Consider the following 24804-nt stretch of genomic DNA (forward strand, 5'->3'; position numbering starts at 1 on the left):
GGCGCCTCGCGCACCGCCGACGAACGGCAGCGGCGGGCGAGGCGGGGGAAGATCGCGATCAGCGGATCAGATAACGATCGGCGGGACGGTCCTGGAGGAAGGCGGCGGCGAAGCCCTCGTCGGGCGCCAGCTCGAACCAGCGCAGCGCGGCGCGACGGCAGTCGTCGCAGGCATAGAGCGGGACATGGACGGCGAGCGTCTGCGGACCGTCGCCGATGCGGGTGGCGATACGCAGCGCGCCGCCGCAGTGCCGACACAGCCGCACCGCCTCGTGCTGATGCTCGAAGGCGTCGATGGTGTCGTAGTAGATCTCGCGGGTGCGATGGGCACACTCGTCGCTGACCGCGTGGAGCTGTGCCTGACGCTGCTCGCGCTTGGCCCAGACGGCGCGGGTGCGGGTGCCGATGCGGCGCACCGCCTCGGTGATCTCCTCGGGCTGCACCCCGCCCGAGGGGCGGCGGTAGGGCTCGACGACATGATCGCTCTCCAGCCCGGTCATCGCCAGCAGGATGCCCATGTTGATATAGGGCAGCGCGCTCTCGATCGAGTAGCCGCCCTCGAGCACCGCCAGGTCCGGGGCGAGCAGCCGGGTCAGCTCGGCATAGCCACGGGCGCTGAAGTCCATGTCGGTGAGCGGGTCGGCGAAGTGGTTGTCCTGACCGGCGGAGTTGATCACCAGCTCGGGCTCGAAGTCCTCGAGGATCGGCAGCACGGTGTCGCGCACGATCTCCAGATAACCGGCGTCCGAGGTGCGCGGCGGCAGCGGGATGTTGACCGTGGTGCCGACCGCGTTGGGTCCGCCCTGCTCGTCCATGAAGCCGGTGCCGGGATAGAGGGTGCGACCGTCCTGATGGATGGAGATGAAGAGCACGTCGGGATCGTGCCAGTAGATGTCCTGGGTGCCGTCGCCGTGATGGCAGTCGGTGTCGATGATGGCGACGCGGCGGATGTCGTGCTGCTGGCGCAGCGCCTCGATCATGATCGCCTCGTTGTTGATCGCGCAGAAGCCGCGCCCGCCGTGCATCACCCGCTGGGCGTGATGACCCGGCGGGCGCACCAGCGCGAAGCCGCGCTCGATGTCGCCGGCGTGCCAGGCGCGGGCGAGACGCAGCGCGCCACCGGCGGCGATGCGGTGCGACTCGCCGGCCACCGTCTCGACCCCGGACGGGCAGAAGTGGACCCGCTGCACGTCGGCCACGGAGACCGGCTCGGGGCGGTATTCGCGCACCCCCTCGAGATCGAGCAGGCCCTCCTCGCAGATCTGGTCGCGGGTGTAGAGCAGGCGCTCCTCGCGTTCGGGGTGGGTGGCCTCGATCGCCCAGTCGAAGGCGGGAAAGAGGACCAGCCCGGTCTCGTGTCTGGCACTCAGCATACGGCGACCTTGGCGTGTTCCGGGGTGAAGGGCTCGAGCAGCCCGGGCTTGACCTGGAGGGTCAGACGGATGTTGCGCCCGACGGTGGAGAAGCCGCGCACGATGTTGAACTCGAGGTCCTCGACCACCTCCAGCTCCGGGGTCCCGGCCTCGGGACCGAGACGCTCGAAGAGCAATGCCCGGGCCTGCTCCAGCGCCTGCTCGCGCCGATAACTCCGATCGCAGCGCCACTGCCGGTCGCTCCCGGAGCAGCTCACCCAGCCCTGCTCGGTGTCGGCGATCAGGCTCAGGGCATCGGTCGGGCGCGCCATCGCCGCACCGATCGCGTTGGCCACCCCCGAATCGGGCACCAGCTCGACCGGCAGCTGGCTGCGCCGCGCCAGGTGCGGGGCCAGCGACTCGGCCGGCCCGCCGAGCACCAGGATGCGCGCCGGGCGGATGCGATGCCCGTCGAGCAGCTCGTGGATGGTGTCGACATGGCTGCCGTTGACCTGATCGACCAGGCCATCGACCGCGGCCATGATCCGTCGACAGGCGTGATCGATCACCGCGCGCGCGGCCATCGCCGGCTCGCAGCCGAGTTCGGCGGCGAGCTCGGCCACCCCGGCGGCGGCCACCTGCGGGTCGCCGCGCTCGCTCTCGCCGAGGGCGATCAGCGCGTCGGTGGGGGTGAGCGCCGGTCCGCCGCGCGCCAGCGGTGCGCCGAGTCGGCGTGGACCGATGGTGATCTTGCCCTCGACACAGCGCACCTCGCTGTCGCCGCCGACGCCGATCGAGCGGCTGAGCAGGGCGCGGATCAGGGTGCGGGTGGCGCCGATGGTGATGCCGAGCGGTTCGAGTAGCGGCGAACCGCCGCTGAGCAGGGCGATCTCGGTGGTGGTGCCGCCGATGTCGAGCACCACCACGTCCTCCTCGGGCGAGGCCACCGGGATGGCCCCCATCACGCTCGCCGCCGGCCCCGAGAGCACGGTCTCGGCGGGGGAGTCGAGCGAGGCGGCCAGCGACAGGGTGCCGCCATCGGCCTTGAGCAGGTGCACCGGGGCGCTCACCCCGCGGGTGCGCAGCGCCTCGGCGATCGCCTCGTAGAAGTTGCGGTGCAGCGGATAGACCGAGGCGGCGAGATGGGTGGTGGCGATGCGCCGGGGGAAGTTGAGCTGCCCGGAGACGCGGTGGCCGGTGAACACCCGCTCGAAGCGCTCGGCGATACGCTCGGCGATGCCCAGCTCGTGGGCCGGGTTGCGGGTGGAGAACTTGCCCACCACGCCGACATAGCGGATGCCGGCGGCGGCAAAGCGCTCGGCGCAGAGATCGACGGCGTCGAGATCAAGCGGGCTGATCTCGCGACCGCGATGATCGATCGCGCCCGGCACCACCGCGTAATGCTCGCCGGTGCGATAGAGCGCGGGATCGACCCCGGGACCGGCGCACACCAGCATCCCCACCGGGGAGAGACCGGCGCCGACCACCGCGTTGGTGGTCAGCGTGGTGCTCAGCACCACCCGGCGCACCGCCGTCGGCTCGGTGGCGTGCAGCACCCGGTCGAGGGCCTCGAGCAGGGTCGCGCCCAGGTCGTCGGGGTCGGTGTCGACCTTGGCGCGCGCGCGCACCCCCTCGGGGCCGAGCAAGACGATGTCGGCGTGCGTGCCGCCGACGTCCAGTCCGATGATCATCCATTCCTCCGCGAGAGACCCCGGTCCGTGTGCCCAGGGCGGGATAGCGGGCGACCCCTGGGCCGCCGGTTGGTCGTTCGGGTGCCGGAGCGTCCGGCCACCGCTGTGGTCGCGCGCGGGTCCATCCAGATCAGCCGAAGTGGATCCTCGCCTCCAGGTTGGCGGCGGAATCGGCGTTGTCGAGTGCTTCCTGCAGCGAGATGGTGCCGTCGCGATAGAGCGCGAGCAGGGCGTCGTCGAAGGTGCGGATGCCCTCCTCGCCGCTCTGCTGCATCGCCTGACCGAGGGCCTCGACCTGACCGTCGCGGATCAGGTCGGCAATGTGCGGGGTGTTGACCATGACCTCGATCGCGGCGCAGCGCGACCCGGCCTGGGTGCGTACCAGGCGCTGCGAGATGATCGCGCGCAGATAGACCGAGAGGTCGGTGAACAGCGTCTTGTGCTGCGCCTGGGGGAACAGGTTGATGATGCGCTCCATCGCTTGATAGGCGTTGTTGGCGTGCAGCGTGGCGACGGCCAGATGGCCGGTACCGGCCAGTTCGAGCGCCGCCTCCATGGTCTCGCGGGTGCGGATCTCGCCGATCAGCACCACATCGGGGGCCTCGCGCAGCGCGCTCTTGAGCGCCTTGGCATAGCTCTTGGTGTCGAGCCCGAGTTCACGCTGGCTGACGATGCACTGCTTGTGCGGATGGACGAACTCGATCGGGTCCTCGATGGTGATGATATGGCCCGGGGCAGTGCTGTTGCGGTGATCGAGCATCGCCGCGAGGGTGGTCGACTTGCCCGAGCCGGTGGCGCCGACCATGAGGATGATGCCGCGCCGGTGCATGATCAGCTTGGGCAACACCGCCGGCAGACCGAGCTCGTCGCAGGTGGGGACCGTGGTGCGGATATAGCGCAGCACCATCGAGGGGTAGCCGCGCTGGTGATAGGCGTTGACGCGGAAGCGGGCGCGATTGTCGAGCGCGACGGCGAAGTCGACCTCCAGCTCCTCCTCGAACTCGCGCGCCTTGGCCGGATCGAGCAACGAGGCAAGGGCCTCGCGACACACCGTCGGGGTGAGCATGGTCTCGCCGATCGGGCGGATGACGCCCTCGATCTTGATCTTCACCGGCATACCCGGGGTGAGGAAGAGATCGGAGGCGTTGTGCCGGATCATCATCTCGAGATAGGGGGTGATATCCATCGCCATGTCGGGCTCCGGGGGTCGGCGCGGACGCGCGGGTGAAGACGGAGAAACTGCAAGGTTAACTTATAAAGGAATTCTTATATCCTTATGCATTTATCTTTGTTCCGCGTCAATGGCTTTTGCTCGACGCGCTTGCGCCTCCGCAGCGGGCGGCGCGCGATGCGGCCAGCCGTTTCAATCCTCTAGCACCGCGCTCGCCGGACAGCGGCAGCCCGTCACCTAACGAAAGGGCGGCTCATCGTCGTCGCCGAGGATGGACAGCCCGTCGGCCGGCTCGAAATGATCCTTCTCGCGCGCCTCCTGTCCCTGGAGCTTGATCATCAGCCGCAGCTCGTTCATCGAGTCGGCGTTGCGCAGCGCGTCCTCGTAGCTGATCTTGCGCGCCTCGTAGAGGTCGAACAGCGACATATCGAAGGTCTGCATGCCCTGCTCGCGCGAGCGCTTCATCACCTCCTTGATACCGCTGACGTCGCCCTTGAAGATCAGGTCCTGGATCAGCGGCGAGTTGATCAGCACCTCGACGGCGGGGATGCGACCACCGTCGGTGCAGGGCAGCAGACGCTGCGAGATCACCGCCTTGAGGTTGAGCGAGAGATCCATCAGCAGCTGGGCGCGGCGCTCCTCGGGGAAGAGGTTGATGATGCGATCGAGCGCCTGGTTGGCGCTGTTGGCGTGCAGCGTCGAGAGACAGAGATGGCCGGTCTCGGCGAAGTTGATCGCGTGCTCCATGGTCTCGCGATTGCGGATCTCGCCGATGAGGATGACGTCCGGGGCCTGGCGCAGGGTGTTGACCAGCGCCGCCTCCCAGCTCTCGGTATCGACTCCGACCTCGCGCTGGGTGATCAGACAGTTACCGTGGGGATGGACGTACTCGACCGGGTCCTCGATGGTGACGATGTGGCCATAGGTTTCCTGGTTGCGGTGTCCGACCATCGCCGCCAGCGAGGTCGACTTGCCCGAACCGGTACCGCCGACCAGCAGCACCATGCCGCGCTTGGCCATGACGATGTCGAGCAGCACCGGCGGCAGCTTGAGCTCGGCGGCGGAGGGGATGCGGGCGTTGATGGTGCGCAGCACCGCGCCGCCCTTGCCCTGCTGGACGAAGGCGTTGACGCGGAAACGGCCGATGTCCTGGGGATGGATCGCGAAGTTGCACTCCTTGTGCATGTCGTAATCGCGGATCTGCCGATCGTTCATGATCGAGCGCACGAGGATGTTGGTCTGCGCCGCGCTCAGCGGCTGATCGCCGATCGGGGTGAGACGGCCGTCGATCTTGCAAGCGGGAGGGAAGCCGGCGGTGATGAAGAGATCGGAGCCCTTCTTGGCGACCATCTTGCGCAGACAGTCGAGCATGAAACGCGCGGCCTGTTGGCGATCCATGGCGATACCTCGTTGGTTCTCAGCCATCGAGTGTATCACCTCGCCGGCACCGACAAGACCCTGCCCGTGACCGGGATGTGGACAACGAAAAAGCGGCCCTCGCGGGCCGCTTCTCCTGGGGTCGGGGACCGTCTCGCCCCGGATCGACCGGGGCGGACGGCGGCGCTCAGCGCGGCAGGTCGGAGCAGCCCATCAGCCACTCGTCGACGGCGCGGGCGCACTGACGGCCCTCGCGGATCGCCCACACCACCAGCGACTGGCCGCGACGCATGTCGCCGGCGGCGAACACGCCGTCGACGCTGGTGCGATAGGCCTCGGGACCCTCGGTGGTGCCCTTGACGTTACCGCGGGCGTCGAGCTCGAGCCCGGCCTCGTCGCGCAGCTCGGCGAGCATGCCCTCGTGGACCGGGTGGACGAAGCCCATCGCCAGCAGCACCAGATCGGCCTTGAGCTCACCCTCGGTGCCGGGGACGTCGTGCATCTGCCAGCGACCGTCGGCGTCACGCTCCCAGCGCACCAGGTTGTAGCGCACCCCGGTCACCTGACCGTTGGCATCACCGACGAAGCCCTTGGTGGCGACGTTCCACATCCGCTCGCAGCCCTCTTCCTGGGAGGAGGAGGTGCGCATGCGGTTGGGCCAGTTGGGCCAGGTCAGCGACTTGTCCTCGCGCTCCGGCGGACGGTCGAGGATCTCGACCTGGGTGACCGACTTGGCGCCGTGACGGTTGGAGGTGCCGATGCAGTCCGAACCGGTATCACCACCACCGATGACCACCACGTGCTTGCCCTCGGCGCTGATGAAGTCGTCGTCGGGGACGTGGGAGCCCTGCACCCGCTTGCTGTTGCGGGTGAGGAAGTCCATCGCGAAGTGGATGCCGGCGAAGCTGCGACCGGGCACGTCGAGGTCGCGCGGCTTCTCCGAGCCGCCGGCCAGCACCACCGCATCGTACTCATCGCGCAGCTGGGCGACCGAGATGTCGACACCGATGTGGGCGTTGGTGTGGAACTCCACGCCCTCGGTACGCATCTGCGCCATGCGCCGATCGATCAACTGCTTGTTGAGCTTGAAGTCGGGGATGCCGTAGCGCAGCAGGCCGCCGATGCGGTCTTCCTTCTCGTAGAGCGAGACCTTGTGGCCGGCGCGCGCGAGCTGCTGCGCGGCGGCCAGGCCCGCCGGGCCGGAACCGACCACGGCGACCCGCTTGCCGGTACGCCGCTCGGGCACCTGGGGCTTGATCCAGCCCTCCTCCCAGGCCTTGTCGACGATCGCACACTCGATGGTCTTGATCGCCACCGGGGTGTCCTCGAGGTTGAGCGTGCACGAGGCCTCGCAGGGCGCGGGACAGATTCGACCGGTGAACTCGGGGAAGTTGTTGGTCGAGTGCAGCACCTCGATGGCCGCCTGCCAGTCACCCCGATAGGCCAGATCGTTCCAGTCCGGGATGATGTTGTTGACCGGGCACCCCTGGTGACAGAAGGGGATGCCACAGTCCATGCAGCGCGCACCCTGTTCGCTGACCTCGGCCTCGGTCAGCGGGATGACGAACTCGTTGTAGTGGACGACGCGATCGCCGGCCGGCTCGTAGCGCCGGTCGCGACGGTCGTATTCCATGAAACCGGTCGGCTTACCCATGGTCGACGATCCCCTTGAGCTGCTTGTTCGACTGCGGCGGACGGCTCTGGCTGGCACGCATGCCTTCCAGCGCCTGACGGTAATCCACCGGCATCACCTTGACGAACTTCGGCAGCCAGGCCGCCCAGTCGTCGAGGATGCGCCGCGCCACCGCGGAGTTGGTGTAGTGCAGGTGTTTCTCGATCAGCTGCTTGAGACGCAACGCGTCGTGGCGCGTCATGTCGCGGCTGAGATCCACCCGTCCATGGGTCTCGAGATCGCCGCCCTGATGGTCGAGCGCCTCGAGTGCGTCGTCCTCGGCAGCGACCGGCTCGAGCTCGACCATCGCCAGGTTGCAGCGATCGGCGAAGTCGCCGGCCTCGTCGAGCACGTAGGCGACACCGCCGGACATGCCCGCGGCGAAGTTGCGCCCGGTCGCGCCGAGCACCACGGTGACACCGCCGGTCATGTACTCACAGCCGTGATCGCCGACGCCTTCGACCACCGCCACGGCGCCGGAGTTGCGCACGCAGAAGCGCTCGCCGGCGACACCGCGGAAGAAGCACTCGCCGTTGATGGCACCGTAGAGCACGGTGTTGCCAACGATGATGTTCTCCTCGGCCTTGCCGATGGCCGACTCGGCCGGCGGGTAGATGATGATGCGTCCACCCGAGAGGCCCTTGCCGACGTAGTCGTTGCCCTCGCCCTCGAGCTCGACGGTCACGCCACCGGCGACCCAGGCGCCGAACGACTGACCGGCGGTGCCCTTGGCCTTGATGTGGATGGTGCCATCGGGCAGCCCGGCGTGACCGTAGCGCTCGGCGACGCGGCCCGAGAGCATGGCGCCGAACGAACGGTTGAAGTTCTTCACCGGGGTCTCGATGCGTACCGACTCACCGCGCTCGAGCGCGGGCGCGGCCTGAGCGATCAGCTCGTTGTCGAGCGCCTGGTCGAGCCCGTGGTCCTGGGCCTCGGTGTTGTGGATCGCAACCTCGGGACCGACCTCGGGCTTGGCCAGCAGACGCGAGAAGTCGAGCCCCTGCGCCTTCCAGTGATCGATGGCGCGACGCATCTCGAGGCGATCGGAGCGACCGATCATCTCGTTGATGGTGCGGAAGCCGAGCTTGGCCATCAGCTGACGCACTTCCTCGGCGACGAAGAAGAAGTAGTTGATGACGTGTTCGGGCTTGCCGGTGAAGCGCTTGCGCAGCTCCGGATCCTGGGTGGCGACGCCGACCGGGCAGGTGTTGAGATGACACTTGCGCATCATCAGACAGCCCTCGACGATCAGCGGTGCGGTGGCGAAGCCGAACTCGTCGGCGCCGAGCAGCGCGCCGACGACCACGTCGCGACCGGTACGCATGCCGCCGTCGACCTGCACCGAGATGCGCCCGCGCAGACGGTTGAGCACCAGCGTCTGGTGGGTCTCGGCGAGACCGATCTCCCAGGGCGAGCCGGCGTGCTTGATCGAGGTCAGCGGGCTGGCGCCGGTGCCGCCGTCATAGCCGGAGATGGTGACGTGATCGGCATGGGCCTTGGACACGCCCGCGGCCACGGTGCCGACACCGACCTCGGAGACCAGCTTGACCGAGATGCGCGCCTTGGGGTTGACGTTCTTCAGGTCGTGGATCAGCTGGGCGAGATCCTCGATCGAGTAGATGTCGTGGTGCGGCGGCGGCGAGATCAGACCGACGCCCGGGGTCGAGTGACGCACCCGCGCGATCTGCGCGTTGACCTTGTGACCGGGCAGCTGACCACCCTCGCCGGGCTTGGCGCCCTGGGCGATCTTGATCTGGATGTCGTCGGCGTTGACCAGGTACTCGGCGGTGACGCCGAAACGACCCGAGGCGACCTGCTTGATCGCCGAGCGCTCGGGGTTGCTCGAACCGTCGGGCAGCGGGTTGAAGCGCTCGGGCTCCTCGCCACCCTCACCGGTGTTCGACTTGCCGCCGATGGCGTTCATCGCCTTGGCCAGGGTCGAGTGCGCCTCGTAGCTGATCGAGCCGAAGGACATCGCGCCGGTGACGAAACGCTTGACGATCTCCTTGGCCGGCTCGACCTCGTCGATCGGCACCGGGGTCTCGGCGAACCTGAAGTCCATCAGCCCGCGGAAAGTCAGCAACCGCTCGCTCTGCTCGTCGATCAGACGCGAGAACTCGGCGAAGGTGTTGGCGTCGTTGGCACGCGTGGCGTGCTGCAGCTTGGCGATGCTGTCCGGGGTCCAGATGTGCTCCTCGCCGCGCAGCCGGAAGGCGTAGTCGCCGCCGACATCGAGATGCTTGCGATAGATCTGCTCGCCACCGAATGCCTGGGCGTGCCAGCGCACCGCCTCTTCGGCGACCTCGGGCAGACCCACGCCCTCGACCGTGGTCGGGGTGCCGGTGAAGTAGGCCTCGACGAAGCCGCTGTTGAGACCGACCGCGTCGAAGATCTGCGCGCCGCAGTAGGACTGGAAGGTGGAGATGCCCATCTTCGACATCACCTTCTTCAGCCCCTTGCCGACGGCCTTGATGTAGCGCGACTGCGCTTCCTCGAAGCTCGGCGCGTCGTCCTCGGCGGCAAGCATCGACTGGATGGTGTCGAAGGCCAGATAGGGGTTGATCGCCTCGGCGCCGTAACCGGCGAGGGTGGCGAAGTGATGCACCTCGAGCGCCGCACCGGTCTCGACCACCAGGCCGGAGCTGGTGCGCAGCCCGCGACGGATCAGGTGGTGATGCACCGCCGAGGTGGCCAGCAGCGCCGGGATGGCGATGTGGTCACGGTTGGTATTGCGGTCGGAGAGGATGAGGATGTTGTAGCCGGCGAGCACCGCATCCTCGGCCTCCTTGCACAACCGCTCGAGCGCAGCGGCCATGCCCGCGGAGCCCTCGCTCGAGGCATAGACCATGTGCAGGGTGGTGGTGCGGAAGGCGCCGCCACAGTTGTCCTCGATGTGGCGCACCCGCTCCAGGTCCTCGTTGGTGAGGACCGGCTGGTTGACCTCCAGACGCCAGTTCTTGCCCATCTCGTTGAGACCGAGCAGGTTGGGGCGCGGGCCGATCAGCGACACCAGCGACATCACCAGTTCCTCGCGGATCGGATCGATCGGCGGGTTGGTGACCTGGGCGAAGTTCTGCTTGAAGTAGGTCGAGAGGTGCTTGGGACGGCTCGACAGCACCGAGGGCGGGTTGTCCGCACCCATCGAGCCGATCGCCTCCTGACCGCTGGCGATCATCGGCGCGAGCAGGAACTTGAGGTCTTCCTGGGTGTAGCCGAAGGCCTGCTGGGCGTCGAGCAGGGTGGCCTCGTCGGGGGCCATCGGGGCGACGTCGGTGGGCAGCTCGTCGAGGTGGATCTGGGTCTTGCCCAGCCACTCGCCGTAGGGCTGCGCGCCGGCCAGCTCGGCCTTGATCTCGGCGTCGTCGATGATGCGGCCCTGCTCGAGGTCGATCAGGAACATCTTGCCCGGCTGCAGTCGCCACTTCTTGACGATGCGCTCCTCGGCGATGTCGAGCACGCCCATCTCCGAGCCCATGATCACCATGTCGTCGTTGGTGACCAGGTAGCGCGCCGGACGCAGGCCGTTGCGGTCGAGGGTGGCGCCGATCTGGCGACCGTCGGTGAAGGCGACCGCCGCCGGACCGTCCCAGGGCTCCATCAGCGCCGCGTGGTACTCGTAGAAGGCGCGCCGCTCGGCGTCCATCTGCTTGTTACCCGACCACGCCTCGGGGATCAGGATCATCATCGCGTGGGCCAGCGAGTAGCCGCCCATCACCAGCAGCTCGAGCGCGTTGTCGAAGCAGGCCGAGTCGGACTGACCCTCGGGGATCAGCGGCCAGATACTGTCGAGATCGTCGCCGAGGATCTCCGAGCGCATGGTGTGACGGCGCGCGGCCATCCAGTTGACGTTGCCGCGCACGGTGTTGATCTCGCCGTTGTGGCAGATCATGCGGAACGGCTGCGCCAGGTCCCAGGTCGGGAAGGTGTTGGTCGAGAAGCGCTGGTGCACCAGGGCCAGGGCCGAGGTGAAGCGCTCGTCGCCGAGATCGAGGTAGTACTTGCCGACCTGATCGGCGAGCAGCATGCCCTTGTAGTTGATGGTGCGCGAGGACAGCGAGACCACGTAGTAGGCGGTCTTGTCGAAGCCGGCGCTGCGGATCTCGTTGTCCATCCGCTTGCGGATGACGAACAGACGGCGCTCGAAGGCGTCCTGGTCGGGACAGTTGTCGCCGCAGCCGACGAACACCTGGCGCACCATCGGTTCGCTCGGCAGCACGCTCTCGCCGAGCGAGCTGTTGTCGACCGGGACGTCGCGCCAACCGAGCACGCGCTGACCACCTTCCTCGAGGTGGCGGGTGACGGTCTCCTCCATGCGCGCGCGTGCATCGGCGTCCTTGGGCAGGAACACCATGCCGACGCCATAGGCGCCCACGGGCGGCAGTTCGAAATCGACCACGGCGCGGAAGAAGGCGTCGGGGATCTGCACCAGGATACCGGCGCCATCGCCGGCCTTGGGATCAGCGCCAACGGCACCGCGATGGGTCAGTCGCTCGAGGATCTCGAGTCCCTGTTGAACGATTGCGTGACGCTTCTCGTTCTTGATGTTGCAGACGAAGCCGACGCCACAGGCGTCGCGCTCATTGGCTGGGTCATAGAGACCCTGTGCAGGAGGCAAGGCACGAAGGCTCATCGCTGACCTCGTTGATACCTGGGGTAAATGATTCCGACTGTCGACGCCGCCGTGGACGGGAAGACCTTGGTGATCGAGCACCAGGGCGCGTGCCGACCGCCAGGCGGTTGGCGTCACAATCCTGTGTCCTGGATCCAGAGAGCAGGCTCGCTCGTCATCGCAATACGCTCGGCGTGCGATCTCCAGGGTGTCCGGAGCGCGTCGGCACGGGCCGCCGACGCCGGTGTTCGGCGAGCGGGGTTCGAGGCATGCGAACCCCAGCGACCAGGCCGGGTTGAAATCGCGAACCCCTAATAATAACGTCGAACACCGGCGCACGCCACTATCTATGCGCGCGTGCGGATCACGGGGCGTGGGCGACCACCCTCAGGGACGTCGCGCCGACAGGGTCGCCATCAATTGATCCTGATCGATCTCGTCGCTGATCACCGCCTCGCCGACGGCGGTGAGCAACACCAGACGCAGACGCCCGTCGAGCACCTTCTTGTCGACCGCCATCAGCTCGCGGAAGCGCTCGGCGTCGAGTTCGGGCGGCGGCTCGGTGGGCAGCCCGGCGCAGGTGACCAGGCTGCGCACCCGCTCGACATCGGCCTCGGCCAGCCAGCCCATGCGCGCCGAGAGATCGGCGGCCATGCACATGCCGGCGCCGACGGCCTCGCCGTGGAGCCAGTTGCCATAGCCCGAGGCCGTCTCGATCGCGTGTCCGAAGGTGTGACCGAGATTGAGCAGGGCGCGCTGTCCCGACTCCAGCTCATCCTCGGCAACGATCTGTGCCTTGATCTCGCAGGAGCGGCGGATGGCGTGGGCGAGCGCCTCGGGGTCGCGCGAGAGCAGCTCGGCCATGTGCGACTCCAGCCAGTCGAGGAAGGAGGGATCGCGGATCAGTCCGTACTTCAGCACCTCGGCCAGACCGGCCGAGAGTTCGCGCTGGGGCAGGGTGTCGAGGGTCTCGGTATCGGCGATCACCGCCAGCGGTTGATGGAAGGCGCCGATCATGTTCTTGCCGGCGGGGTGGTTGATGCCGGTCTTGCCGCCGACCGAGGAGTCGACCTGGGAGAGCAGGGTGGTGGGCACCTGGATGAAGGGCACGCCACGCTGATAACAGGCCGCGGCGAACCCGGCCATGTCGCCGACCACCCCGCCGCCGAGCGCGATCAGGGTGCAGTCACGCGCGAAACGGGCATCGAGCAGGGCGTCGAAGATGCGGTTCCACACCTCAAGGGTCTTGTACTGCTCACCATCGGGCAGCACCACCTCGCGCACCTCGAGACCATCGAGGGCTGCGCGCAAGGGGGCCAGATACAAGGGTGCCACCGTTTCATTGGTGACGATCATCACCTGCCGGCCACGGATATGGGGGCGGTAGAGCACGGGGTCGTGGAGCAGTCCGGGACCGATATGGATCGGGTAACTTCTGTCCCCAAGATCGACTTCAAGGGTTCTGGTCATAAGGCAGCTCTTGGCGGGTTGGCTCGCACACCGGCGCCGGCTCGTCGTCCCCCGTCAGCGGCGACGCATTACGGCGGGCCGATGACGGGATGGCGCTGGGCGTCAGCGACCGGGGCCAGCCCGGTCCTTGGCACGGCTGGCGCAAGGGATGCGCGCGCACGGGTTGATGATCGGTCTTATTGGCATCTTAGCGGTCTGACACGGAGTTGCAATCGCATCACCCGACCAGACACCCCGCCCGATCGTCCGCATCAACCGCCGACGCCGACACGACGCGCCCGTGGCTGTGACCGTCCCGGGCGACGCCTTCACAGAGCGAAGGGGTTCGACCCCAAACGTAAATCGGGGTCAGAGCACGCCGGTGGCGCCCTCCTCGAGCCGCCGCACGATCTCCTTGACCACCGAGCCGGTGCCACGCTTCTCGGTGGTCACCACCATGTCGGCGACCTGGCGATAGAGCGGCTCGCGCTCCTCCATCAGTTCGCGCAGGCGCTGCAGCGGCTCCTCGGTGTCGAGCAGCGGACGATTGCGGTCGCGGGCGGTGCGGGCGTGCTGCTGCTCGGCGCTGCAGTGGAGATAGATGACCACGCCACGCGCGGCCAGGTCCTGACGGTTCTCGGGGTCGATGATGACCCCGCCGCCGGTGGCCAGCACCATCCGTTCACCGGCGATCAGATCGACGATGACCTGACGCTCGCGGGCACGGAAGCCGGCCTCGCCCTCGAACTCGAAGATGGTGGGGATATCGACACCGGTACGACGCTGGATCTCCTGGTCGCTGTCTTTGAAGGTGTAGGAGAGCGCCTCGGCGAGCTGACGCCCGACGGTGCTTTTTCCGGCCCCCATCGGGCCGACGATGAAGATGTTCTGTGCACGGATCATAGCGAAAGATATGCCAGGTTGTCTGTACGCGGGTGAGGTTCGCGTCCTCCCTCGCATCGAGTTGGATGAGCGCGCAGCGCGAACCGGCGGGGATGGCGGTGACCTACATCGCCTGCCGACCCGGGCGACCCGACGACACCGGCGAACGGTGGGCCAGCGCCTGCTCGGGCTGCGGAAACATTGGAACGAGGACCAAGGAGGTGTCTCGACGCGGGCGACGACGGCGGCGGGATGCCGGCCACCGTGCACGCCTTGCCCGGCTCGAGACCGACTCCCCAGGCAGCCCTCGGATGACATGGACGATCGACCGGGCACCCCGGCACGCATGCGGTCGCAGGCACGGCGGGACGGGTCGAGCGCGCCCATCAGCGGAGCGGGGCAACGCCCGGCTCGCGCGACATTCTAGCCCCATGGGGTAAGTTGCGTCCCGGATACGCGAAAAAAACGCCGGCATCCCCGGGAAAGATGCGGGTTCCCGAGGGCGCCGGGACGGCGCCATCAGCGTCGCGCGAGATCGCCGCGGAGGATCTTGGGGGTCACGAAGATCAGCAGTTCGCTGTTGTTATCCTCTCGCAGCTCCTGCTTGAACAGCCGTCCCACCACCGGGATGTCGCCGAGCCAGGGCACCTGTTCTTTCTTGAAGCCGCGGGTGCGCTCGTAGACGCCGCCGAGCACCACGGTCTCGCCGTTGTCGACCAGCACCGAGGTCTCCACCGAGCGGGTATCGATGGCGATGCCGCTATCGGTCTCGTTGGTATAGTTGGGCGCGTCCTTGTTGACCAACAGGTCCATGATCACCCTGTCATCGGGGGTGATGTGCGGGGTGACGTCGAGCTGCAGCACCGCGTCCTTGAACTGGGTCTGGGTGCCGTTCTGCGACACCGTCTGATAGGGGATCTGCTGACCGACCTTGATCGTCGCCTGGTGCTGATCGGAGGTGATCACCCGCGGGCTGGAGATGATCTCGCCGCGTCCCTCCTGTTGCATCGCCGAGAGTTCGAGCTGGAGCAGATAGGAGCCGACCTTGCCGATCAGGAAGTTGACCGCGCCGGATGGGTTGGGGGCGGCGAGGTCGACCATCAGGGTCTGGTTGTCGTCCTCGTCGATGATCCCGGAGTTGTAGGGGCTGCCGGTGTCGACGTTGAGACCGAAGGGGCCCTTGTCGAAGCCACCGATCTCGAGGGTGCCGGGCTGGGCGCCGGCGATCATCACCTCGTTGCCGCCCGCGGCGCCGAACGAGGTCGACAGCCCGAAGCGCACGCCGAGATCGCGCGCGAAGTTGCTCTCGGCGATCACCACCCGCGACTCGATCATCACCTGGCGCACCGGTACGTCGAGCCGGGTGACGATGCCGCGGATGTCCTCGAGCCGCGCGGCGGTGTCCTGCACCAGCAGGGTGTTGGTGCGCTCGTCGACGGTGACGTTGCCGCGATCCTTGGTCAGCAGCTGGTTCTCCTCGCTCTTGAGCAGACGGGCGAGATCGGCGGCCTTGGCGTAGTTGACCTGGATGAACTCCGAGCGCAACGGCGCCAGCTCCTCGATCTTCTGCATCGAGCGCATCTCCAGCTCTTCCTGGCTGGCGATCTCCTCGGTCGGCGCAACCATGATGACGTTGCCGGTACGGCGCATCGACAGTCCCTTGGTCTTGAGGATGATGTCGAGCGCCTGGTCCCAGGGGACGTTCTTCAGCCGCAGGGTGATGTTGCCGGTGACGGTGTCGCTGGCCACCAGATTGAGATCGGTGAAGTCGGCCAGCACCTGCAGCACCGCCCGCACCTCGATGTCCTGGAAGTTCAGCGACAGCCGCTCGCCCTCGTAGACGACCTTGCTGCGCAGCTGCTCTTCCTTCTCCGCCGCGGTCAGCGGACGGAAGTCGAGGGTGAAGAGGTCGTCGGTCTGATAGGCCATGTAGTCGTAATCGCTGCCGGTCTCCACCGCGACCTCGACGTTGCGCCCGCGCGGGCGCGACTCGACGGCCACCACCGGGGTGGCGAAGTCGACCACGTCGAGTCGGCGGAACAACCGGCGCGGCAGCGAGGTGTCGTGCAGTTCGACCATCACCCGCCGCCCCTGCTCGCGCACCGTCACCCGGGTCTCGGGGTTGGGCAGACGGATCAGCACCCGCCCCTCACCCTCGGCGCCGCGTCTGAAGTCGATATCGCGCACCGAACCGCCGGAGGCCGGCGTCGACGGCGCGCGCGTCGCGGTCGGTCGGGACAGCGCCGCTGTCGTTTGCCGACTCGGCGGCGAGCCGGCCGCGTCGGCCTGGGTCTCGATGATCAGACGCACCCGGTTGCCCTCGCTGCTCACCCGATAGGGGACGGGATCGCTGAGATTGATCACCACCCGGGTGCGATTGCTCGCCTCCACCGCCACCAGGCTGTGCACCGAACCGATGCCGATCGGCAGCGAGCGCTCATCGAGCCCGTTGCTCACCCCGGGGAAGTCGAGCGCAATCCGCGCCGGCGCATCGGTGGCGAAGGTCTCGGGCGGACTCACCGGCGCCGAGAGTTCGAGTTGGATCTCGACCCGGTTGCCGGGCTGGGCGGCGAACTGCACGTCGCGCAGCTCCACGGCCATCGTCGCGGTGCTCCAGCCGGCGAGCAGCAGGAGCAGAAGACACAGCGACACGACCGGCCGGCGCACGCCGCGCGCCAGCGCCCTCCCGAGGCGTGCATCGGATTGAGATGGTGCGTTCATGCCGGGGTCCCCTCCAGAAATCATTCGGAAAGCTCCAGGGCCGCGTCGCGCTCGCGCCACTGCCCCGGGGCGTCGGCGACGATCTCGATGAGCTCGATCGAGTCCTCGTCGATGCTGACGATCTGCCCGTTGTTCAGCCCCATGTAGTTGCCGACCCGCACCCGGTGCAGGACCCCGTCCTGGGTCCGCACCAGCGCCCAGCGCAGGTCCGTCTGCTCGAGCGTCCCGACCATGCGCAAGGCATCGAGTGCATAGCCCTCGAGCACCTCCTTGCGGCGATTGGGGTCGGGCGCCAGACCGTTGTCGCTCTCCTCGGCGGCGAGCGGGGCGAGCCCGCGATCGGGGACGAAGGGGTCACGTCGATCGCCGGGGTCGAACACGAAGCTGTCGACCGGCTGGATCTCGGGCAGCGGCTCGACCGGACGCGGCGGACGCGACTTGACCTCGCCGACATAGCGTTCGAGATCGGACATGTTGCCGCCACCACAGCCGGCCAGCACCAGCAGCGCGGCGACCGGGACGGACAGGCGGATCCGGTTCATTGCGCCGCCCCCTCGTCGAGATAGCGATAGGTCTTGACGGTGGCATCGAGCGAGAGCTTGCGCCCCGCCTCGGCGACATCCCGGTCGCGACCGCCGGGCTGCTCGATCTCGATGTCGTGGATGGTGACGATGCGCGGCAGCGCCGCGAGCCCGCTGATGAATCGACCGAACTCGTGATAGCTGCCGTTGACGCGGATCCGGATCGGCAGCTCGGCGTAGAAGTCGCGCTGGTTCTCGCCCTCGGGCTCGAAGCGCTCGAACTCCAGCCCGTTGGCCAGCCCGGTCTGGGAGACATCGATCAGCAGCGAGGCGACCTCGGTCTTGTTCGGCAACTGGCGCAGCATGGCGCCGAACGACTCCTCCATCTCGGCGAGCTGCTGACGATAGCCGGCGAGGTTGGCCGCCTTGCGCTGTTTCTTCTCGAAATCGGCACGCAGCTGCTGCTCCTGACGCTCGGCGGTCTCGAGCAGCATCAGCTGATTCTTGATGTCGAAATGGTAGGCCGCGACGCCGAGCAGCAGACAGCCGACCGCGATCACCGCCGCCTTGGCCGGCAGCGGCCAGTCGCCGATGGTGCTGAGATCGAGTTCGTTGAGTTGATTCAGATCCATGACGATCTCCGCCGCGTCGCGGTCTCCGTCGGGGGCGAGCCACGTGTCGCGCCGATCATGCCGGCTGGTCCTCGTCCTCGCCGCCGGGGCGGACCTGATCGAAGGACAGCCGGAAGTGGCTCAGCCCGGTCCCGGTCTTGTCCTTGTTCTCGATCAGCATCAGCCGCGGATTGCCGACCCAGTCCGATGACTCGATGCTGCTCATGAAGGCCGAGACCCGGGCGTTGGACTGGGCGCGCCCCTCGACCACCACCGAACGCCCCTTCTGCTCGAGACGGTTGAGATAGACTCCCTCGGGGATGGTCACCACCAGCTCCTCGAAGAGGTGGACGATCTCGGGCCGACTCTGCTGCAGGTTCTGGATGACCTCCATGCGCGCAAGCAGGTCGGCCTTGGTCTGCTCGAGCCGGTCGATCTCGCGGATCTTGCGCTGGAGCTGGGCGATCTCCTGCTGCAACAGCTGGTTGCGACTCTCCTGATAGGCGATGCGCCCGTCGTAATGAAGGTGCACCAGCACCGCCAGCACCAGGGTCGCGCCGAGCGCCGCGCCGGCGGCGATCGCCAGCTCCTTCTTGCGCCGCTGTCGCGCCTCTTCGCGCCACGGCAGCAGGTTGATCCGTGGCATCTCTAGTCCACTCCCCGCAGGGCCAGGCCGAGCGCGAGCATCATCCCCGGCGCCTCGCGCATCAACGCCTGGGCGTCGAGCGTCGGGGCCAGGGTCATGCGCGCGAAGGGATTGGCGATGGTGGTCGGAATACGCAGTCGCTCGCTGACGAGCTGATCGAGCCGGGGCAGCGAGGCCACGCCGCCGGAGATCACCAGCCGGTCGACCCGGTTGTAGCTGGTGCCCGAATAGAAGAACTGCAGCGCACGGCCGATCTGTTGCGCCAAGGCCTCCTTGAAGGGCGCGAGCACATCGATGTCGTAGCCCTCGGCGACATCGCCGTCGAGGATCTTCGCCGCCGCCTGCTCACGCGAGAAGCCGTAGCGACGCTGCACCTCGTCACGCAGCTGCTGCCCGCCGAAGTTCTGTTCGCGGGTATAGACGATGCGCCCCTCGTGGAGCACGTGCAGGGTGGTGGTCGCGCTGCCGACGTCGGCCAGGGCGACGGTCGCGCCCGGCTCGCCGTCCTCCTCGAGCAGCAGCGCACAGGCGTTCTCCATGGCATAGGCCTCGACGTCGACGATCGCCGGCACCAGCCCGGCGGTCTCGAGGGCGTTGACCCGGTCGTCGACGTTCTCGGTGCGCGAGGCGGCGAGCAGCACGTCGATCATCCCCGGGTTGGTCTGCGAGGGACCGATCACCTCGAAGTCGAGATTGACCTCCTCGAGCGGATAGGGGATGTACTGGTCGGCCTCGAGTTCGATCTGGCTCTCCAGCTCGGCGTCCTCGAGTCCGCCCGGCATCACGATCATCTTGGTGATCACCGCCGAGCCGGCCACCGCCACGGCGGCACGCTTGGTCTCGGTGCCCGAGCGACTCACCGCACGGGCGATGGTCTCGCCCACCGCCTCGGACTCGACGATCTTCTTCTCGGCGACCGCATTGGCCGGCAGCGGCTCGATGGCGAAGTGCTCGAGGCGCAACCCGCTCGAGGCGTTGGCGTGCCCGCGCGAGAGTTCGATGAGCTTGACCGAGGTCGAGCCGATATCGACACCGATCAGTGTACGGTTCTTGCTGATGAGGCCGAACATTCAGTGATCTCGTCTGCTCGATCGTACCCGGAGCGGGTAAACCGACTTCTACGATAATGGCTCTAAAGATATCAAAATTTTGCGCTTTCGCGAGCATTCATCGTCGCGACGACCATCCTGGCGGCACCACCACCCGGTCCGCGCCCCGACAACCGAGCTCATCGCCGCGCCACGCACGGTGCCCTTGCCGGAACACCCTTCCGCCGCCGCCGTCGGCCATGCTAGTGTCGGTGCCGATACGGGCGTGACGACGCCCGCGATGGTCGTCCACAGACCCGCCCCGGCGGGACCGGCGAACGAGCGGAGGGGTTCAGCGATGACCGCACGAGCGCGCACCGACGCCCTGCGTGCGCGAATGGCCTACGAGGCCGCGCGCATCATGATCGAACAGGGCCTGTCCGACTTCGACCGGGCCAGACGCAAGGCCGCCACCCGCACCGGCATCCGCGACCGTCGGCACTGGCCGGACAACGAGACCGTGCAGGAGGCGCTGCTGACCCAGCGCCGGCTGTTCCGCGACGACGACGCCGCGCAGTTGCGGCGGATGCGCGAGGCCGCCGCCGGGGCGATGCGCAACCTCGCCGACTTCTCGCCGCGACTGGTCGGCGCGGCGCTGCAGGGCGTCGGCGACCCCAGCCTCGGGGTCGAGTTGCTGCTCTATGCCGAGCGCCCCGAGGACGTGCTCTTCCGTCTCCACGACCAGGGCATTCCCTGGGACGAGGGCGAGCGCACCCTGCGCTATCCCGGCGGTGCCCGCAATGCCCACCCCGCCTTCAGCTTCGTCGCCGGCGACCAGCCCTTCGAGCTGATCGTGCTGCCGCCACGGGCGCGGCGCCAGCCGCCGCTCGACCCGGTCGACGACCGCCCCTGGCGCGGCGCCGACCTCCCCGCCCTGGAGCGGCTGCTCGCCGAGCCCGGCGTCTGAACCGCCCGGATCAGGCGCCGGGATAGACGAGGCGGCGCCAGCGCACGCGATAGGGGCGCCCCGGGTCGGCACCGAGTTCGAGCAGCGCCAGCAACCGCCAGCCACCGTCGCGGGCGCGCACCTCGACGCGATAGCGCGGCCCACCGCGCAGCCTGGGATCGATCTCGCGCGCCGCGCGCAGTGCTTGCGCCTGCTCCAGCCCGAGACCGTCGAGTGCGGCGAGCACCGCCGCCGGGGCGAAGGCGCGCGCGATCCCGCCAGCGTCACCCGTCACCCGCGTCAGCGGCGCCAGCGCCGCGACCAGCTCGGGCGTCATCCCCGGCAGCAGCGCCAGCTCGTCGACCAGCGGCAGATCGCCATCGCGGGCCCCGAAGGCGCGACCGAGGGCGCGGTAATCGGCGTCTTCGGCGCCCCCCGCGCGGGTCAATGCATCGCCATCGCGCCAGTCGACGATCTCCGCCGCCAGCCGTCCGGCTCGCCCCGGTTCGACCCCGAGGACCCGCAACAGGTCGGTGAGCCGCTGCGGGTCGGCGCGGTTGAGATCGATCAGCCCGCCGAGGTCCTGGATGCGGACCTCCAGCCGCTCGCCGCCGAAGGTCCAGGGATGGGGCGTGGCGTCGACCCGCCACAGCGGCTCGCCAAGCCGCCCCGGCGGCAGCGTCAGGCGTAGCGCCACCTCGGCGAGCGCGGCATCGGCGGCGGCGCGGAAGCGCGCGGCGGCGAGCGCGTTGTCGACCAGCGCCAACTCGCTGCGCCCGGTGGCGGTCAGCCCGGCGGCCATCACCGTCAATAGCGCCAGCACCCAGAGCACCAGCAGCAGCGCCACCCCGCGCTGACGCGACGCACTCATCGCGCCGCCTCATCGGCGAGCGCCACCACCAGCTCGGGCCAGTCGAGCGCCGCGGTGCGCAACCGCATCCGCACCAACCGCGGCGGGCGCGGCTGACCCAGCCAGTCGCGATGCCAGGCCGGGCCCGGCTCGCCCTCGCGGGTGCCGTAATAGGCCAGCTCGAAGCGCATCGGCCCCGCCAGCAGCAGGGTCCGGCCAAAGGCGCCGTCGCCCAGGTCCAGTTCCTCGCCCGGCGCACCGGGCGCTGGCGGCTCATCGGCCAGCGCCACCCAGGGCGGCGTACCGGACGCGCCGGCGAGCACCTCGGGATGGAACAGCCAGTGGGTGAGCATCAGCACCTCGCCGCGTGCCCCCCGCTCGCGGGTCAGACGCAGCAGATGCAGACCGGGCAGGCCGACATGGGTCGACAAGGGCGCAACCCACTCCAGACGTTCGCTGTCGCCGGCGAACACCGGGTGCACGCCGTCCTCGCGGGTCAGCGCCAGCGCCCGCCCCTGACGCAGCGCGCGACCGACGAAACCATGCACCGCGCGCAGCTCGGCGAGCGCCTCGGCGCGGGCATCGACCGCCTCCCAGGTGCGCGCACCGAGGCGCAGCCCGGCGAACACCAGGGTCGCGATCAGCCCGAGCAGCGCCAGCGCCACCAGCAGTTCGAGCAGGGTGAAGCCGCGCGCGCGGCGGCGCGGACTCGGTCTCATGGCTGCGGCGCGCCGAGACGTTGGGTGGGCAGCACCAGCCGACGCTCGCGCCCGGCCTCGACCCAGCGCACCCGCGCCTCGACCCGGTAGGGCTGGGGATCGCCGGCGGCGAGCCCGGCGCGCGCCAGCGGGATCATCGCCAGGCTCCAGCGCATCCCCGCCGCCTCGCCGCCCTCGATCACCCCGGGGACGAGCTCGACGGCACCGCCGTCGACCAGCGCCAGGCGCGACTCGGCGAGCGCCGAGGCGCGTGCCAGCATGGTCGCGCGCTGACTGGCGAGCGAGGCGCGCGAGAAGATCTCCAGCAGCACCCCGAGGGCAAGGGCGAGGATGGCGAAGGCGACCACCGCCTCGAGCAGCGAGAAGCCGCGCTCGCGCGCCCGGCTCATGGCGCGCTCCAGGGGGCCATGCGCACCCGCCCGGTGAGCCAGTGCACCCCGACCTGATAGCCGCGCCCCTCGGCGCTCAGCACGATGCGCCCGCCGCTCGAACTGCCGTCGGGGAAGAAACGGATGGCCCCGGCGCGCGCACCAACCAGCTCGGCGCGGGCCGTCTCCAGATGCAGCGCCAGACGCCGCGGCAGCTGCACCGGCGCCGCACCCGGCGGCTCCAGACGGTGCGCGGCGGGGCGCACCAGCAGCGCCTCGGCGCGGGCCTCGCGGATCGCCCGCTCGCGCGTCAGGCGCAGCGCGGCCACCGTGCGCCGCGCCGCGGCCTTGGCCTCGACCCCGGGGAGCGCGGCGCTGAAGGCGCCGGGGAGCGCGGCGAGCACCAGCCCGAGGATCGCCAGCACCACCAGCAGCTCGACCAGGGTGAACCCGGGCGCGCGAGCGGCGCGCACGCGCTCAGTCCCAGCTGTGGAGGTCGGCGCTCTCGCCCTCGCCGCCCTCGCGGTTGTCGGCGCCGAAGGTCCACAGGTCGAAACCGCCGTGCTCGCCGGGGAAACGGTAATGATAGGGGTTGCCCCAGGGGTCGGTGGGCACCTCGCCCTTGGTGAGATAGGGGCCGTTCCAGGTGTCGAGGTCGGCGGTATTGCGCACCAGCGCCTCGAGCCCCTCGCTGGTGCTCGGATAGCGCCCGACCTCGAGCCGGTAGAGATCGAGGGTGGCGGCGAGGCTGTCGACCTGCAGCTTGGCGGTCTTGCTCTTGGAGCTGTCGAGGAACTTCATCACCTGGGGACCGACCACCCCGGCGAGCAGTCCGAGGATGGCGAGCACCACCAGCAGCTCGACCAGGGTGAAACCGTACATACGCGAACGCTGAGAATCCATGGCAATGCCGATACGCGAGTGAAGGGGAGGCCATTCTAGAGGGCCGGGGAAAGCACGGGCAAACGCCCGCGCCGGCCTCAGACCACCAGGGCGTTGGCACCGAGGATGGCGCCAAGGATCGAGAGGATGATCCCGGCGACCACCACCCCGAGGCCGAGGATCAGCGCCGGTTCGAGCAACGCGAGCAGGCGCTGCACCGCAGCGCGGGTCTCGCGATCGTAGATCGTCGCGACCTTCGCCAGCACCGGCTCCAGCCCGCCCGACTCCTCGCCGACCCGGACCATCTGCAGCGCCAGCGGCGGCAGCGCCTGGTGGCGCGCCAGCGGACCGGCCAGACCACGCCCGCGACGCAGCTCGTCGCCGGCGGCCTCGAGCCGTTCGGCGAGCGCGCGGTTGGTCACCACCTCGCGGGCCAGATCGAGCGCGCCGGCCAGCGGCAGACCGTTGCCGAGCAGGGTGGCGAGGGTGTGACAGAGCCGCGCCGTCTCCAGCCGCCACAGCAGCGCACCGGCCAGCGGCAGCCCGAGCAGGCGGCGATCGAGCCGGACGCGGCGCGCCGGGTCCTCCAGCCAGCGTTCGAGCGCCAGGGCGATCGGCGCGGGCAGACAGAGCAGCACCCACCAAGAGTCGCGCAGCAGCTCGCCGAGACCGATGAGGATGCGGGTCGAGCGCGGCAGGGTCGCGCCCATGTCGGCGAACAGCCCGGCGAACTGGGGGACGACGAAGATCAGCAGCAGGGCCACCGTCAGCCCCGCCACCGCGACCAGGATCGCCGGGTAGACCAGCGCCGAGATCACCGTCTGGCGCAGCTCGGCGATGCGTTCGAGATAATCGGCCAGACTCCCCAGCACGCGATCGAGCGCGCCGCCGGCCTCGCCCGCGCGCACCATGCTGACATAGAGCCTGGAGAACTGACCGTCCTGCTCGGCGAGCGCGGTCGAGAAGCTCGCACCACCGCGCACCCGCTGCTGCAGGTCGCCGAGCACCCGGGTGGTCGGCCCCGCGGCGGCCAGCTCGATGAGGATCTGCAGCGCACGGTCGAGGGCCATGCCCGACTCCAGCAGGGTGGCGAGCTGACGGGTCAGCGCGGTGACCTCGGCGCGCCCGAGCCGACGACGCGCGCGCGCGCGCAACCGCGCCCGCAGCCCGCCGGCCGGGCGCAGCTCCAGCACCAGCAGGCCCTCGTGCTGCAGCTGCGCGCGCAGCGCCGCCAGATCCGGCGCCTCGCGCTCGCCGTCGAGCGTCTCGCCCTCGAGCCTGACTGCGCGGAACTGGAAGCGCGCCATGGT

Annotated in this window: 20 protein-coding genes; 1 reads left to right on the plus strand and 19 read right to left on the minus strand. The window is 68.9% G+C overall.

Annotation, left to right across the window (positions count from 1 at the left end):
* Window positions 1-58: 58 nt before the first annotated feature.
* From EBL84_RS00585 to EBL84_RS00645, 13 genes are all read right to left on the minus strand, one after another.
* Window positions 59-1372, minus strand: a complete 1314-nt coding sequence (locus tag EBL84_RS00585; RefSeq protein ID WP_123139043.1) for a histone deacetylase — start codon at window positions 1370-1372, stop codon at window positions 59-61.
* Window positions 1366-3042 (minus strand): hydantoinase/oxoprolinase family protein, encoded by a 1677-nt coding sequence (locus EBL84_RS00590; protein WP_123139044.1) that lies wholly within the window; start codon window positions 3040-3042, stop codon window positions 1366-1368. Before EBL84_RS00590 ends, EBL84_RS00585 begins: the two co-directional genes overlap by 7 nt.
* 130 nt (window positions 3043-3172) lie before the next feature.
* Window positions 3173-4228, minus strand: coding sequence for a PilT/PilU family type 4a pilus ATPase (locus tag EBL84_RS00595; protein WP_123139328.1), 1056 nt, complete (start codon window positions 4226-4228; stop codon window positions 3173-3175).
* A 222-nt stretch (window positions 4229-4450) separates the two neighbouring features.
* Window positions 4451-5611, minus strand: a complete 1161-nt coding sequence (locus EBL84_RS00600) for a PilT/PilU family type 4a pilus ATPase (protein WP_123139045.1) — start codon at window positions 5609-5611, stop codon at window positions 4451-4453.
* A 166-nt stretch (window positions 5612-5777) separates the two neighbouring features.
* Complete coding sequence (locus EBL84_RS00605) at window positions 5778-7244, minus strand: glutamate synthase subunit beta (RefSeq protein WP_123139046.1); 1467 nt, start codon at window positions 7242-7244, stop codon at window positions 5778-5780.
* Window positions 7237-11892 carry a glutamate synthase large subunit gene (gene gltB, locus EBL84_RS00610; protein ID WP_123139047.1) on the minus strand — a complete coding sequence of 1552 codons (4656 nt, stop codon included), beginning with the start codon at window positions 11890-11892 and terminating at the stop codon, window positions 7237-7239. The genes EBL84_RS00605 and gltB overlap by 8 nt, the downstream gene beginning before the upstream one ends.
* Window positions 11893-12258: 366 nt before the next feature.
* Window positions 12259-13341: a 3-dehydroquinate synthase gene (gene aroB / locus EBL84_RS00615; RefSeq protein WP_123139048.1), complete on the minus strand. Its 1083-nt coding sequence runs from the start codon at window positions 13339-13341 to the stop codon at window positions 12259-12261.
* A 348-nt stretch (window positions 13342-13689) separates the two neighbouring features.
* Complete coding sequence (gene aroK, locus EBL84_RS00620; protein WP_123139049.1) at window positions 13690-14223, minus strand: shikimate kinase AroK; 534 nt, start codon at window positions 14221-14223, stop codon at window positions 13690-13692.
* 498 nt (window positions 14224-14721) lie between these two features.
* Entirely contained in the window at window positions 14722-16923 is a 2202-nt protein-coding gene (gene pilQ / locus EBL84_RS00625) for a type IV pilus secretin PilQ (protein ID WP_123139050.1), read from the minus strand.
* Window positions 16924-16943: 20 nt separating this feature from the next.
* Window positions 16944-17465, minus strand: coding sequence for a pilus assembly protein PilP (locus EBL84_RS00630; RefSeq protein WP_123139051.1), 522 nt, complete (start codon window positions 17463-17465; stop codon window positions 16944-16946).
* Window positions 17462-18076, minus strand: a complete 615-nt coding sequence (locus EBL84_RS00635; protein WP_123139052.1) for a type 4a pilus biogenesis protein PilO — start codon at window positions 18074-18076, stop codon at window positions 17462-17464. Before EBL84_RS00635 ends, EBL84_RS00630 begins: the two co-directional genes overlap by 4 nt.
* Before the next feature lie 55 nt (window positions 18077-18131).
* Window positions 18132-18701 carry a PilN domain-containing protein gene (locus EBL84_RS00640; protein ID WP_123139053.1) on the minus strand — a complete coding sequence of 190 codons (570 nt, stop codon included), beginning with the start codon at window positions 18699-18701 and terminating at the stop codon, window positions 18132-18134.
* A gap of 2 nt (window positions 18702-18703) precedes the next feature.
* A complete protein-coding gene (locus EBL84_RS00645; protein ID WP_123139054.1) occupies window positions 18704-19771 on the minus strand; it encodes a pilus assembly protein PilM in 1068 nt (355 codons plus the stop codon).
* Between the two features lie 316 nt (window positions 19772-20087).
* Between EBL84_RS00645 and EBL84_RS00650 the strand changes: the two genes are divergently transcribed.
* Window positions 20088-20696, plus strand: a complete 609-nt coding sequence (locus EBL84_RS00650) for a hypothetical protein (RefSeq protein WP_123139055.1) — start codon at window positions 20088-20090, stop codon at window positions 20694-20696.
* 10 nt (window positions 20697-20706) lie between these two features.
* Here the strand turns inward: EBL84_RS00650 and EBL84_RS00655 are convergent, their stop codons facing one another.
* From EBL84_RS00655 to EBL84_RS00680, 6 genes are all read right to left on the minus strand, one after another.
* On the minus strand, window positions 20707-21546 hold the full coding sequence (locus EBL84_RS00655; RefSeq protein ID WP_123139056.1) for a general secretion pathway protein GspK: 840 nt from the start codon (window positions 21544-21546) through the stop codon (window positions 20707-20709).
* Window positions 21543-22244, minus strand: a complete 702-nt coding sequence (locus tag EBL84_RS00660) for a prepilin-type N-terminal cleavage/methylation domain-containing protein (protein ID WP_123139057.1) — start codon at window positions 22242-22244, stop codon at window positions 21543-21545. The genes EBL84_RS00655 and EBL84_RS00660 overlap by 4 nt, the downstream gene beginning before the upstream one ends.
* Window positions 22241-22633: a prepilin-type N-terminal cleavage/methylation domain-containing protein gene (locus EBL84_RS00665; RefSeq protein WP_123139058.1), complete on the minus strand. Its 393-nt coding sequence runs from the start codon at window positions 22631-22633 to the stop codon at window positions 22241-22243. Before EBL84_RS00665 ends, EBL84_RS00660 begins: the two co-directional genes overlap by 4 nt.
* Window positions 22630-23085 carry a GspH/FimT family pseudopilin gene (locus tag EBL84_RS00670; protein ID WP_123139059.1) on the minus strand — a complete coding sequence of 152 codons (456 nt, stop codon included), beginning with the start codon at window positions 23083-23085 and terminating at the stop codon, window positions 22630-22632. Before EBL84_RS00670 ends, EBL84_RS00665 begins: the two co-directional genes overlap by 4 nt.
* Before the next feature lie 4 nt (window positions 23086-23089).
* Window positions 23090-23515 (minus strand): type II secretion system major pseudopilin GspG, encoded by a 426-nt coding sequence (gspG, locus tag EBL84_RS00675; protein WP_123139060.1) that lies wholly within the window; start codon window positions 23513-23515, stop codon window positions 23090-23092.
* A gap of 77 nt (window positions 23516-23592) precedes the next feature.
* The gene (locus tag EBL84_RS00680; RefSeq protein ID WP_123139061.1) at window positions 23593-24801 is read right to left on the minus strand and encodes a type II secretion system F family protein; all 1209 of its coding nucleotides are present in this window, start codon (window positions 24799-24801) and stop codon (window positions 23593-23595) included.
* Window positions 24802-24804: the final 3 nt, after the last annotated feature.

The organism is Marichromatium sp. AB31, assembly GCF_003718685.1.
GTDB classification, from domain to species: Bacteria; Pseudomonadota; Gammaproteobacteria; order Chromatiales; family Chromatiaceae; genus Marichromatium; species Marichromatium gracile.